Annotated in this window: 8 protein-coding genes and 4 pseudogenes; 6 read left to right on the forward strand and 6 right to left on the reverse strand. The window is 58.9% G+C overall.

The annotated features are described in order from the left end of the window. Positions 1-12: 12 nt before the first annotated feature. The 3 genes and pseudogenes from AQUI_RS27750 to AQUI_RS0112180 form a co-directional block, all read right to left on the reverse strand. Positions 13-1,102 (reverse strand): annotated as a pseudogene (locus AQUI_RS27750) (transposase); the annotation flags it as partial. Positions 1,103-1,285: 183 nt separating this feature from the next. Next, positions 1,286-2,326, reverse strand: a complete 1,041-nt coding sequence (locus AQUI_RS0112175) for an IS110 family RNA-guided transposase (protein WP_027257766.1) — start codon at positions 2,324-2,326, stop codon at positions 1,286-1,288. 85 nt (positions 2,327-2,411) lie between these two features. Next, positions 2,412-2,729, reverse strand: a pseudogene (locus tag AQUI_RS0112180) (transposase); the annotation flags it as partial. Positions 2,730-2,874: 145 nt separating this feature from the next. Here AQUI_RS0112180 and AQUI_RS27755 point away from each other — a divergent pair. After that, a pseudogene (locus AQUI_RS27755) lies at positions 2,875-3,886 on the forward strand (IS110 family RNA-guided transposase). 342 nt (positions 3,887-4,228) lie between these two features. On the opposite strand, the gene AQUI_RS0112190 reads toward AQUI_RS27755, so the two are convergent. The 3 genes from AQUI_RS0112190 to AQUI_RS0112200 are packed head-to-tail and all read right to left on the reverse strand — an operon-like array spanning position 4,229 to position 7,240. After that, positions 4,229-5,236: an ABC transporter substrate-binding protein gene (locus AQUI_RS0112190; RefSeq protein WP_027257768.1), complete on the reverse strand. Its 1,008-nt coding sequence runs from the start codon at positions 5,234-5,236 to the stop codon at positions 4,229-4,231. Next, positions 5,215-6,582 carry a sensor histidine kinase gene (locus tag AQUI_RS0112195; RefSeq protein ID WP_027257769.1) on the reverse strand — a complete coding sequence of 456 codons (1,368 nt, stop codon included), beginning with the start codon at positions 6,580-6,582 and terminating at the stop codon, positions 5,215-5,217. The genes AQUI_RS0112190 and AQUI_RS0112195 overlap by 22 nt, the downstream gene beginning before the upstream one ends. Continuing rightward, a complete protein-coding gene (locus tag AQUI_RS0112200; protein WP_027257770.1) occupies positions 6,575-7,240 on the reverse strand; it encodes a response regulator transcription factor in 666 nt (221 codons plus the stop codon). The genes AQUI_RS0112195 and AQUI_RS0112200 overlap by 8 nt, the downstream gene beginning before the upstream one ends. 108 nt (positions 7,241-7,348) lie before the next feature. Here AQUI_RS0112200 and AQUI_RS0112205 point away from each other — a divergent pair, with 108 nt between their 5' ends. The 5 genes and pseudogenes from AQUI_RS0112205 to AQUI_RS27760 all read left to right on the forward strand — a co-directional run bounded on the left by AQUI_RS0112205 (position 7,349) and on the right by AQUI_RS27760 (position 12,835). Further along, positions 7,349-8,335: a Bug family tripartite tricarboxylate transporter substrate binding protein gene (locus AQUI_RS0112205; RefSeq protein ID WP_027257771.1), complete on the forward strand. Its 987-nt coding sequence runs from the start codon at positions 7,349-7,351 to the stop codon at positions 8,333-8,335. A 57-nt stretch (positions 8,336-8,392) separates the two neighbouring features. Continuing rightward, complete coding sequence (locus AQUI_RS0112210; RefSeq protein WP_027257772.1) at positions 8,393-8,875, forward strand: tripartite tricarboxylate transporter TctB family protein; 483 nt, start codon at positions 8,393-8,395, stop codon at positions 8,873-8,875. 4 nt (positions 8,876-8,879) lie between these two features. Next, the gene (locus tag AQUI_RS0112215) at positions 8,880-10,391 is read left to right on the forward strand and encodes a tripartite tricarboxylate transporter permease (protein WP_027257773.1); all 1,512 of its coding nucleotides are present in this window, start codon (positions 8,880-8,882) and stop codon (positions 10,389-10,391) included. A 232-nt stretch (positions 10,392-10,623) separates the two neighbouring features. Continuing rightward, positions 10,624-11,502, forward strand: a complete 879-nt coding sequence (locus tag AQUI_RS0112220; protein WP_027256056.1) for a tyrosine-type recombinase/integrase — start codon at positions 10,624-10,626, stop codon at positions 11,500-11,502. Between the two features lie 12 nt (positions 11,503-11,514). After that, a pseudogene (locus AQUI_RS27760) lies at positions 11,515-12,835 on the forward strand (IS91 family transposase). Positions 12,836-13,215 lie beyond the last annotated feature (380 nt).

The following is a 13,215-nucleotide window of genomic DNA, read 5'->3' on the forward strand; positions in this document are numbered from 1 at the left end:
GCGCCTTTCTTATCAGGCTTTCTTCGGTTGCCGCGGTGCGGGAATGACCTTGGCCAGTTTGCGGAGGTTTTGGGCGGTGGCGGCGAGGAGGAATTCGTCGTTTGCGCCGCATGGGCCGCGTAATCGGAGCCGACTGAGTCCAAGGATACGCTTGAGGTGGGCGAAGAGCATCTCGACCTTCTTGCGCAGCTTCATTGAGATGATGTATTGGTCGGTCTTCGCCCCTCTCGTGCATGTAAACATGCACTGCCGGGCAGTGGATGTCGCGAGCGACTTGCCGCGCGTCTTCATGCTCCTCTCGGGTGATCGACCGGAAGTCCATGTTAGGGCAGCAACGAGACTTCGAAGGGCAGGCCTGGCACGTGTGCTTTAGGCACCGGTATTTCGCGACGCCCTTTCTGGTCGGCCCTCGGTTCGGATCGGAATAGTTCCGGCGGAATTGCTTCAGTTCGTGGCGTTCCGGGCAGATGTATTGATTGTTCCCGGCATCCCACTCGAAGTCCGCGCGGGTCCAGGTTCCGTCGCTGCGCCCCGACTTGTCGAAGACGGGGATGTGCGGGACGATCTTGCGGTCGACCAACCAGCCAAGCATCGGCGCGGTGCCATAGGCGGTGTCTGCGATCAGGCGCTCAGGGTGGAGGTCGAACCTGGCCTTCACGCGCGCGAGCATGGTCTTGGTCGACCCAACTTCGGCTTGGCGGATTGATCTCGTCGCCTCCGCGTCCACGATGACGCCGTGGTCCGTGTCGATCAGGTAATTGTCGGAATAGCTGAAGAAGGCCGGACCCTTGCGGGCTGCGGTCCATTGGCTGGCAGGGTCGGAATGGGACGTAAACTTTGGCTGAACCTCGCTGGCCGCGCCGAAGGCAGCCTCGTCCAGGGTGTCGAGATACTCACGGACCGCCCGAGGCGCATCGGCGGGATCGATCTGCCTGACGTCCCATTCTTCCTTAGGCGTAGAATTTTGCTTGTTGGCATCGGCTTCGATCAGGCTGGCATCGATGGCCATGCGCTGCCCGCTGACCAGACCCTCTTCGATACACCGCGCGACGGTTGTCTCGAAGAGATGCCGCAACAGTTCGCTGTCACGGAACCGGCCATGTATTACCCGGCAGGCGATTGCGAAGCAATCTGCCGAGAGGGCGGTTCTTGGAGAAGGTTCTCTGATTGCGGCTATGTCAACGGAAGTTCGCATTGTCACTGTGGGGCATAGTTCTCTCCGAGGTCGATCTGCCTTCCGTCCCACAGGGACTTTGCTTCCTACCGGCTCCGGCGGGATTTTAGCTCAAGTAGTGGCCTCCTTTGTCCAATGGAATTCTTCGCCAGTCTTCCAAAGTGTCAGCATGAGTACAGCCAGTTTGCGGGCTGTCGCGACAGCGGCCTTTTTGAAGCCTCGCCTCGCCGCTAGGCGGACAGCCCAAGACTTCAACGGTGAATATCGCTTCACACGATTGATCAATGTACTGGCCACTTCGTACAGCAGGCGACGCATGGCGGCATCGCCTCTTTTGGATATTCGGCCAGAGTAGTCGACCTCACCGGACTGATATCGTCTCGGCGTTAGGCCCACGAACGCTCCGACATTTGCAGTCTTTGGAAACCGCTCGGTGTTCTCGATGAGTGCCAGAAAGCTCAACGCAACAACCGGTCCGATCCCAGGGATCGTCATCAAACGACGAGACAGATCATGGCGTTTGGCGATAGCAGTAATCTCAACCTCGAGCGCAGCCGCCGCTGCGCATATGGCTTCATGCGAGGGAAGAACATGATCAATGATTACGGCTAGCGCCGGGTCGGACTGCCGCGCAATTGATAGCTGATCTCTGAAGCGCTGTCTTTGCCGCCCATTTCCGATTGCTGTCAGGCGAATGCCGAATGTCTCAAGGATCCCCCGCGCATGCGCCTCAAGCTCCATTCTGAGACGCACAAAACGATCGCGGGCACCAATGATTGTCCGGAGGCGGTCAGCGTCTTCGCTGCGGACGTGAACGGCAGTAAACCAGCCGATCCGGGCCAATTGCGCCAATCCTTCCGCGTCGGAACGATCAGACTTGTTAAGCTTTGCTGATAGCACCTTGTGGGCCGACCGCGCATCGATACAGATGGCGGGTAGCCCCAAGTCTTCAAGTTGCCGCTGAAGCCAGATCGATATCTGGCCGCTTTCATGCACGATCCTCTCAGGCATCAACTTCTGCTCTTCCAAAGCATCCCGTACGGCTAGCGGACAAAAGGGCAAGCTCTTCCGAAAGACAACGCTGCCATCGTCATCGACAACACACATGGAAATCTCTTTCAAAGAAACATCCAAACCTGCAAAATACTTCATGGTCGTTCTCCTCACGGCTTATATCCATGAGGCCAGGCTACTGGACCTCGCTCGCCACCGGAGAGCGGCCGCCGCAATCACATCATGTCGAGTGATCCGGGGTGCGGTCGCTCAGATCAAGGCGGCAGAACCAGCGATAGGCGAGGTTCAGGTGGACCTCTTCACACAGCCGCCGTTCCGACCGGATGCCGAAGCAATAGCCGACCAGCAACATGCGGATCAGCAGCTCGGGATCAATCGAAGGCCGACCTGTGTGGCTATAGAAATCGGCAAGGTAGCTGCGGATCCCGGACAGATCCACAAACCGGTCGATGGAGCGCAGGAAATGGTTTTGCGGGACATGATCCTCGAGCGAGAACTCGTAAAACAGCGCCGGTTGCGCCTCTTGCCGCGGTCCCATCATCGCCGATCCTCCCACCCAATGAGGGAATTGAATCAGCCGCGGGCACCTCAATCAAGAAGGAGTTTTTCAACATGGCGTAATCATCATCTGGGCCTACCAAGACACTGTAGAGTCTGGACCGTACGTAATTTTGAGGAGCTACCAGATGGATTACTTTGCCGGGTTGGATGTCTCAATGGAAGAGACCCATATTTGCATCTTGGATCGCGAAGGTACTTTGATCCGGGAAGGGAAAACCCAAACGTCGCCAGTTGCGATAGCAGAATTCTTGGCCGCTGGACCTGACTGTAAGGACGCGGTGTTTGAGACCGGCAGAATGGCTCCCATGCTGTATCACGGCCTCACAGAGCGCGGCGTTCCTGTGCAATGCATTGAAAGCAGACAGGCCTACCAGGCGCTCAAATCGCTGGCAGGGCATAAGACGGATAGGAACGATGCGCGCGGTTTGGCCCACTTGGCTCGGACCGGCTTCTACAAACCGACCCACGTCAAATCCCTGCCTGCTCATGCAGTCCGGTCCCTTATCGCAGCTCGCAAAAAGTTAGTCGGGCAGCGCGTGACGATTGATAATCATATCCGCGGCCTAGTGGTCGTGTTTGGTGTGCGGCTGCCTCGAGCCTTGTCGCCTGCGTTCAAGGATGCGGCACTGAAAGTCAGCGATGGTGTCCCCGGCTTGCATGCTGCGCTACGTGGGCTCTTTGCAGCGCGAAGCTATTCTGACAGCCGTGTCCGCCATCGACGCCGACATCAAGAAGATGACTCGAAAATCTGACGTTTGCCGACGTTTAATGACAGTGCCGGGCGTCGGCCCAATAACTGCGCTGGCCTTCGCGGCCGCTATTGACGATCCATCGCGCTTCAAGAAATCGCGTGACGTGGGAGCGTATCTCGGGCTCGTGCCGCAGCGGCATCAGTCCGGCGAAATTGATTACACGGGCAGCATCACAAAACGTGGAGATGTCAAAGTGCGGACGCTCCTCTATGAGGCGGCAAACGTCATGCTCACCAGATGCACGGCTCCGATCAAACTGAAATCGTGGGCGCTCGGCATTGCGGCCCGCTCAACAATGCGCAAAGCCAGAGTCGCCTTGGCTCGGCGGCTCGCGATAATTCTTCACGCCATCATGCGCGACCATACCAAGTTCAAAGCAGCCTGAACCAAAAGGACCAAAGCGAGGATTCCAACAGCCAGTTCCCAGCGGGAACGATGCCCGAGGGAGGGCGTAGGACACGGCGCGTATTCTGTAGCAGCGGCGCAAGCCAAATTGCGGTTTCAACCTTGCTGGCCTACCTCCAGCCAACCCCATCATGAGCCCCGGAGCTCGAAGAGAACGAAGGCAACCTCAGACATCGACAAAAGAAGGACATCATTGACAAATTAGAGAACGGAATACGCCCATAGCCGTTCTTGCCCATCAACTGGGATGTCGCGGATGCAAAGGGCCGCTCCCGGAGAAAGGATGCCATGTACAATCATGATAAAAATCGATGAAATCGGGCTATTGAATTACCGCATTTGACCATTCCTGAATGAAAGTTCTTCGCTTCAACTTGTCGAGATAGGTCATCAACGCCGGTTCCAGCGCGATTACGGTTGGGTTCCGCCCGTCAGGATGCAAGCCCAGTGGCGGAAGCGGAGAGGATTTTGCACCTGTCGCCAAATCCTGCGCCTCGATCATATGGCGGACAAAACCTTCTGCTGCAGCTGGGTGCTTGGTTTCCTTTGACACAAATCCCGTGCGCATCATCGTGGTCGGAAAGTCTGAAGGCAGAATGATCTCGAACCGATTGTCCTGCGCCTGGCGTGCGGCGGCGTAACTGCCGAGCACGTTGTAAGCAACCAAGAGATCGCCAGAGGCTACATCGTCAATCATATCTCCTGAACAGCAATAAAGCCGTATCTCCAGGCCCCCCATCACCTCCATCAGCCGCCAAAAAGTTTCCGAGGCGCGGGCGTCCTGCGTGGCAAAGAGATAGCCAACGCCAGAGCTTCGCACATCATAGGTGCCCAATTTGCCCCGAAAGAGATCTGGCTCAGCTCTCAGAGCTTGGATCAGCTCTTGTCGGGTACCGGGAATGGGCTTTCCTTCAAAGGCCTCGCGATTGACGACAATGGTTGCAGGCTCTGACGTGAAGGCAAACAGGCTTTGGCGCCATTGCGCCCAATCCCGGTGGCTGATGTCTGCAAGCTTCAAAGCAAACCCGTCGTTCACAAGCTTCACTTGAAGGTCCATTGCGCTTGAAATAACAACGTCATAGCCTTCAGGATCCTGTTGAAGAACGCGGCTGATATCAGCAGTGCCGGTCACCAGATATTCAACACTCCAACCCGGTGTTTCTTCCAGGAAATCTTCGATGATCGGGGAAAAGAACGCAGTGTCCGTGCTCGACAGAATGCGCAGAGTCTGGCTTGGGGCTGCCTCGTTGAACAGCTGCTGATCCTCCCAGGTCTGGGCGCTGATGAACGCCGGCCACAGCAGGCTAATTACAAAGAGAATGTAACGCATGCGCCTCCTCCTGGCAGGTTAGATAGCTTGAGTGCGCCGCCATGGGCCTCGGCAACTTCCTGTGCAATGGTCAATCCCAAGCCCGAGCCGATAATCCCCTTGGCATTGTCGCCGCGTGAAAACCGCGAAGACAAATGTGCGATCTGGTCCTGTGGAAAACCCGCCCCTTGATCGCGGATCTCCAGTGTCGGCAAAGGGCGCGCGCTGACGTGGATCATGACGTCGCTTTCGACGGGCGAGTATTTCAGCGCATTGTCGATCAGGTTGCGGATGGCGTTTTGCAATAGGATAGCGTCAGCAGACACCAAAACCGGTTCTTTGCTTTCGACATGAAGGGTGATGTCTTTCATGTCGGCAACTGGGGTGAGACGCAGCACCAGCTCTTGAAGAAGCTCTGTCAGATCCAATTCTTTGCGCTCCAAGTGATCGGTGCGGAATGTAATCATCGCGTGATCCAGCAGCTGACCTGCCGCGCGCGAACTTTCGTCGATGGCCCGCACCATCGACCGCAGGGCCTTGCGATTCTCATCCTGATCCACCCGGTGCAGCATGGCCTCCGCATGGGACCGCACCGTGGCCAGAGGCGTGCGCACGCGATGTGCGGCTTCGGCAATGAAATCCTCGGACTGGGCTAGCGCCTTGTCGAGCCGTCCCATCAACCGGTTCAGCGAGGCCACCAGCGACACCATTTCCGATGGCACTGGGCTGGCAACCGGGCTGAGATCCTGTGGGCCGCGCCGGGCAATGGAGGACGTCAGACGGCGGATCGGCGTGATAGTTGATGCGCTTGCCCAAAAGGACAGCAGTGCCGACAGGCAAAAGAACCCTGCACCGAAAAGTGCGACATTTCTTGAAATCCCGTTCAGCGTTACCTGCAATGCCTCTTGGGTTTGGGCCACGGATACCGTGATTACCGAGCGGGTATCCGCCCCGACCAAGGTGCGCGAATCCGTTGCCACTCTGATCAGCGCGCCGTCGGGAGTCTCGGCAAGGTAGGTGCCGCTGGTATGGGACGTGCCATCGGGCGGTGACAGATGTTCATATCCCGACAGAAGTGTTTCATTCTTATGGATCGCATAGAAGACCCGGTCATCCGAGGCGGTGCTGAGCATCGATAGCGCGGCGTAAGGGAAATCCACCTCCACTGTGCCATCCCGCAGAATCGCCGCATCCAGAATTGAGGTCACGGAGGCCGCCAGAATGCTGTCTTGCCCTTGCTGTGCAATCTGTGCCGCATAGAGGCGGACAACAGCATAGAGCACGACTGCTAGAACCGCAGCGCCGCCGATCAGCGTCAGCGTCATGCGCCTGCGCAGAGAACCCGAGACATTGACCGCTTCAGTCATAATCCAGCCTGTAGCCAAGCCCGCGCAGGGTGGTTATGCGCAACGAGGATGGTTCCAGATGTTTGCGCAGCCGACCGATGTAGACCTCGATAGCGTTTTCCGACACGTCTTCGTCATAGGAAAACAGCCTGTCGAAGAGTTTGTGTTTGGGGAATACCTGACCGGGCGCATTGATCAGCAGCTCCAGCAATCGCAACTCCCGATTGCGCAGACTGATCGCTGCATCGTCAATCGTTAGGCTTCCTGCGACTGGATCAAAGACAACATTTCCCATCCGGATCGTCGTTTGGCCGGTGCCCGATTTGCGACGCAGAACCGCCCGGCATCGCGCCTGAAGTTCCTCGTGATCGAACGGTTTGGTGACATAGTCATCCGCTCCCAGATCAAGCATGCTGATTCTGTCTGACACCTGCGACCGCGCCGTTAGAACAATGACCGGGGTGTCCTTTTTTCCGGCCCGATGGCGCTTTAGGAAGCTGCGGCCGTCCCCATCCGGCAACATGATATCAAGCAGGATAAGATCGTAGTCCCCGGTTTCTGAATAGGCAAAGGCATCCAGAATTTTATCTGCATGATCAACGACATGACCGTCCTGCGTCATACGGGAGCAGATGGCATTCGCCAGATCGGCATTATCCTCTACCAGCAGGAATTTCATGGCTTTTTACACCTTTGAACGGGCGTGACAGGTCTGTGTCAGGTTGAAGTGTTTCTCTTCCTCAACTGAGCTGCCTTTCGCACAGTTGTCAATTTTTGGGAGGAAACCATGACGACATTCTCAATGGGCCGCCGTGCCCTTATCGCCACCACGCTTGCCGCAATGACATTTGCCGCGCCAGCCCTGGCCGATGGCAACAAGACGCTGGACAGCATTCATTTCCTGATCCCAGGCGGTGCAGGCGGTGGATGGGACGGAACCGCTCGCGGCACCGGTGAAGCGCTGACCAAGGCGGGCATTGTCGGCTCCGCTTCCTATGAAAACATGTCGGGCGGCGGTGGCGGCAAAGCCATCGGTTACCTCATCGAAAACGCCGCCAGCAACCATGGCACCCTGATGGTCAATTCGACCCCGATCGTGATCCGCTCGCTCACCGGAGTGTTTCCGCATAACTTCCGCGACCTGACGCTGGTTGCCGGAACCATCGGCGACTACGCTGCGGTTGTCGTGGGCAAGGATAGCCCGGTCAATTCGATGGACGACCTGCTGGCCGCCTTTGACGCTGATCCAAGCAGCACTGCTATCGGCGGCGGCTCGGTTCCAGGCGGCATGGACCATCTGGTCGCCGCAATGGTGTTTGAAGCGGCGGGAAAGGACGCCCTGTCGGTTAAATACATCCCCTATGACGCAGGCGGCAAGGCAATGGCAGCCCTGTTGTCGGGTGAGATTGCTGCTCTGTCGACCGGGTTCTCTGAAGCGGTGGATCTGGCTGAGGCCGGTGAGGTTAAGATTATCGGTGTGACCTCGGATAATCGTGTTTCCGCCGCGCCTGATGCCATGACCATGAAAGAACAGGGGATCGACACCTCCTTTGTGAACTGGCGCGGATTCTTTGCAGCCCCGGACCTGCCTTCTGATCAGCTGACTCAGTATCAGAAGGCGCTGAGCGAGATGTATGCCACACCGGAATGGGAAGACGTACGTGCCCGTAACGGCTGGGTCAACATCCACAATTCGGGTGATGACTTCAAAACCTTCCTCGAAGGCCAAGAGCAGGTCATCGGTGACCTAATGAAAAAACTGGGCTTCCTCTGAAGCCGCAAATTGCAGAGCGGGAAACCGCTCTGTTCTGCTATTTCGTTGGGGGGAAAGATGGCACTTGATCGTTGGATCGCACTCATTCTGGCCGGGGTCTGCCTGACCTATGGCTACACGGCCTGGTTTACGATGGATGGCGAATTGGCGCCCTTCATGCAACGCAACCCGATCTGGCCCAGCACCTTTCCTAAGGTCCTGTCTGTGATCGGATTGGCTGCCTCTTTGGTGATCTTGCTGGGGCTCGAGAAGGCCAAGGTACAAAAGGCCGAGATCGATTATCGCCGTCTTACTGATTACCATCTGGGTCAGGCCCTGCTGCTGCTGGGGCTTATGGTTGCTTACGCGCTGTGCCTGCGTCCCCTTGGGTTCCTCTTCTCCACTTCTGCGTTCCTGATCCTTGGCTCATTCATTCTGGGAGAGCGGAAATGGCTGGTGATGCTGCCCGTTTCCCTACTTGCGACCGGGATTGTCTGGTACCTGGTGCAACAGGTTCTTGGCATCTACCTGCGCCCCCTACCTGGCTTCATCGGAGGATAATGGCATGCTCGAAGGACTCCTGATTGGCCTGCAAACGGCCCTTTCGTTCCAAAATCTTTTAATGGTGATCGGCGGCTGCCTGATTGGCACGTTTATCGGAATGCTGCCGGGGCTGGGGCCGATGTCGATCATCGCCATCATGATCCCTGTGGCCATTTCAATGGGTGATCCCTCGGCGGCGCTGATCCTGCTGGCAGGCGTTTATTATGGCGCAATCTTTGGCGGTTCGACGTCCTCAATCCTGCTCAATGCTCCGGGTGTGGCGGGCACAGTGGCCTCCAGTTTCGACGGCTACCCGATGGCCAAGCAGGGCAAGGCAGGCAAGGCGCTGACGATTGCCGCGATCGCCAGCTTTGCGGGTGGCAGCATCGGAGCATTGTTGCTGATGATCTTTGCGCCCGCCCTGTCCACGGTGGCGCTCTTGTTCCATTCTGCTGAATATTTTGCGCTGATGGTTGTTGGCCTTTCGGCCATTGCGGCCTTTGCGGGCACCGGACAAGTCGCCAAAGCACTGATGATGACCACACTAGGGCTGATCATGGCCACAGTCGGTGAAGGTGCGCTATTCAACCTGCCGCGTTTCACCATGGGGATCATGGACCTGCAGTCCGGCTTTGGCTTCATCACCTTGGCGATGGCCATGTTTGCGCTGCCTGAAGCCCTGTTTTTGGTGCTGAACCCCAAAGCCCAGGCTGGCAAAGGCGAAGAAATTAAAGAGCTGCGCGTCACCCGCCAAGAAGCGAAATCCATCGCCCCGGTCATTGGCCGCCAGTCCCTGCAAGGGTTCTTCATCGGGGTTCTGCCCGGTGCGGGTGCGACAATTGCAAGTTTTCTGGGCTACGCGGTGGAGCGCAATATTGCCTCCAAGGAGGAACAGTCAGAGTTTGGTAAGGGATCAATCAAAGGGCTGGCGGCACCGGAAACCGCTAATAACGCCGCCTGCACCGGGTCCTTTGTGCCGCTGCTGACGTTAGGCATTCCGGGTTCTGGCACAACCGCAATCCTGCTTGGCGCACTCATTGCGCTCAACGTCACCCCTGGACCGAGGCTGATGATCGACGAGCCGCAGATTTTCTGGGCGGTGATCATGTCGATGTTCATCGGCAACCTGGTCTTGCTGGTCCTCAACCTGCCGTTGATCCCCTATATCGCCAAAGTACTAGCAATCCCGCGCAACTATTTAATCCCCTTCATCCTTTTCTTCACCTTGATGGGGGCCTACATCGGTCAGAACAACGCAACTGAGCTGTTGCTTCTGGTGGCTTTCGGGATCTGCGCCACGGCCTTGCGCTTTGCAGATTACCCTTTGGCTCCGCTGTTGATCGGATTCATCCTCGGCGGCATGCTGGAAGACAATTTCTCCCGCTCAATGCAGCTCTATGACGGTATCGCATTCATCTGGGAACGTCCCATGACCCTTGGTTTGTTGGTGATTGCCGCCTTGCTGGTTATTCTGCCCAGCTACCGTAACCGGCGAGCCCGGTTGCGGGCGCAAGGGGTCGCGGATGGGGATTGAACCGAAAGCCCGTCCAACGTTTGGGCCATGGGCCGATAGGCTCATTGCTCGTATCCTGCTGAATTTTAACCTCAAATCTGTAATGTCGGCATTGGGGTGGAGAGGACGAAGCCGCTCGCGCGGCACTGGCGCCTGTGGCAGGCGTTTTGCATTGATCTGACCGCTGTGCATTTGGGAATGGGCGCGGCTGTCTGACGATTGGGACCTCTCAATCGAAAGACAGGAGGTTCCCATGGCGGAGGGGAGAACAACGCCGCTTCGCGCGCGGATGATCGAGGACATGCGGATCAAGGGGCCGGGTGACAGATCTCAGAAGTCGCACATCCGGGCAATCAAGGACTTCGCAGCGTTTTTGGGACGGTCGCCGGACACCGCGACGCCGGATGATCTGCGCGCCTACCAGCTTCACATGACCGACCGCGGTGTCACGCCGCCGACCTACAACGCCCGCATCATCGCACTGAGGTTCTTCTTCGAGACGACCTGCGGGCGGGGCGAGATGAAGCGGCATATGCAGTTCCGCACCCAGCCGCGCAAGCTCCCCGTGGTGTTCAGCGCCGAGGCAGTAGCGGCGCTGCTGCGGGGCGCGCCTGGACCGGGGCTGAAGTACCGGGCGGCGCTCAGCATTTCCTATGGGACCGGGCTCAGGGCATCTGAAGTCTGCAATCTCAAGGTCAGCGATATCGACAGCGACCGGATGCTGATCCATGTCGAACAGGGCAAGGGGCGGAAGGACCGGAAGGTCATGCTGTCGCCGGGATTGCTGAACCTGCTGCGCGAGTACTGGCGCGAGGCGCGGCCCGAGGGCTGGTTGTTTCCGGGCAAGCCCAAGATCACCCCCCTCTCGTCGCGCCAGCTCCACCGCGCCTTCAGCCCGGCAAAGCTCATCGCGGGGATCAAGAAGCCGGGCAGCACGCTGCACACGCTGCGGCATAGCTTCGCGACGCACCTTCTGGAGGCCGGGACGGATGTGCGGGTGATCCAGGTACTGCTCGGGCATGCCAAACTCGAGACAACGGAACGCTATACACATGTCGCCACGAAGCTGATCCGTGACACGGCGAGCCCCTACGAGACGCTGGCCAAGCTGCAGGATCGAAGCCGGGATTAGCGGACCGGGGCGGTGCCCCGCCCGAGGCTTGAAATCGCTGACATCTTTCGCGCCCATGGTCCCGCATGGCGGCGGGCCAATGCCGGGCATGTCAGCCTCACCCAGCTCAGGGTGATGTCGGCGATCGAAGCCTGCCGGACCGAGGCGCTCGGCGGGCATGTGGCCGCCTGCGCCAAGTGCGGCCACCGGCACGTCGCGTACAATTCCTGCAAGAACCGGCACTGCCCGAAGTGCCAGGGGCCCGCGGCGCGGGACTGGATGGCGGCGCGGGCCGATGACCTGCTGCCGGTGGAGTATTTCCACGTGGTCTTCACCCTGCCGACGGAGATCGCACGGATCGCCTACTGGAACAAGAAGGCGGTCTACGGCCTGTTGTTCCGAGCGTCAGCCGAGACCGTGGCGACTATCGCCGCCGATCCCCGGCATCTTGGCGCCCGTGTGGGCATGACCTCTGTACTTCATACCTGGGGTTCGGCGCTGACCCACCACCCGCATGTCCACATGATCGTGCCCCCTCCCGGCAGATTGCTGCGCAATCGCCTGCCGGGCAACGGGACGGCGGCCTGTCACCTGACGCTACACGCTGGATCGCCTGCCGCCCTGGCTTCCTTCTGCCCGTGCGCGTCCTGGCCCGGCTGTTCCGGCGCCTTTTCCTGGAAGGGCTGTCGGCGCTGCACAAGGCCGGGCAGCTTCAGTTCTTCGGTGATCTGGAAGGACTGGCCGACCCCGCAGCCTTCGCCGCCTGCCTCGCCCCGCTCCGCAAGACCGAATGGGTCGTCTACGCCAAACCGCCCTTCGGCGGGCCTGAGGCTGTCCTCGCCTATCTCAGCCGGTACACCCACCGCGTGGCGATCTCGAACCATCGCCTTGTCAGCGCCGATGCCGATACTGTGGCGTTCCGATGGAAGGGTTACCGGATCAAGCGCGGCGCACCACTGCCCGGCAGTGCATTGCGCAGCAATGTCACGAGAGGGAGGATGAAGGTGATGCGGCTCAAGACCGGCGAATTCATCCGCCGGTTCCTGCTGCACGTCCTGCCCCCTTTCGGCAGATTTGGCGCGGCCAAATCGCCTGCCGGGCAATGGGCGGCTTTCACCGCATTCGCCACTACGGCCTGCTGGCCGGCGCCACCCGCAAGGCCACCATCGCCCGCATCCGCGGCTTGCTTGTGAAGACCCCGGCCGAACAGGAAACGCAGGAGACTGCTGAGACCGTACCGCTCACCCTGCGCGAGCCGTGCCCTTGCTGCGGCGGCCCGATGCGCATCGTCGAAATCTTCCGGCGCGGGCAAAAACCGATGAGCCGCGCGCCACCCAGGGAGCAGGCCGCATGACGAAACGCCCGTCCACGCCGCGAAGACTGCCCCGGTTCCAATTCGTGCTCCGGAACGCCCCCGGTACGCCCGGTCCTGTGGCTGGCCCGCAATCACCCGGTCAACGGCTCCGCCGGCACACGGAACGCATGATCACACCCCGCTGGACAACCTTTCTAAACCGGCGCTTCCTGCCTGGCTGGCGCTCAGAACCAGCTCTCGCAATCACCCGCAGCATACTTTCCCCATAGACGCCGCCCAGCCTCCCGCAGCTTCCTCCTTGTCAGGTTATTCAACGCGGGCCGGGTTGCACACGAACGCCACCGATGCGCCGCGGCCCGCATCGAAAAACCTTCGAACCCGTTAATTCCCTTTTAGCGCGGGAGTGACTTCATTGGGGC

The sequence above is a fragment of the Leisingera aquimarina DSM 24565 genome (genome assembly GCF_000473165.1).
Taxonomy (GTDB): domain Bacteria; phylum Pseudomonadota; class Alphaproteobacteria; order Rhodobacterales; family Rhodobacteraceae; genus Leisingera; species Leisingera aquimarina.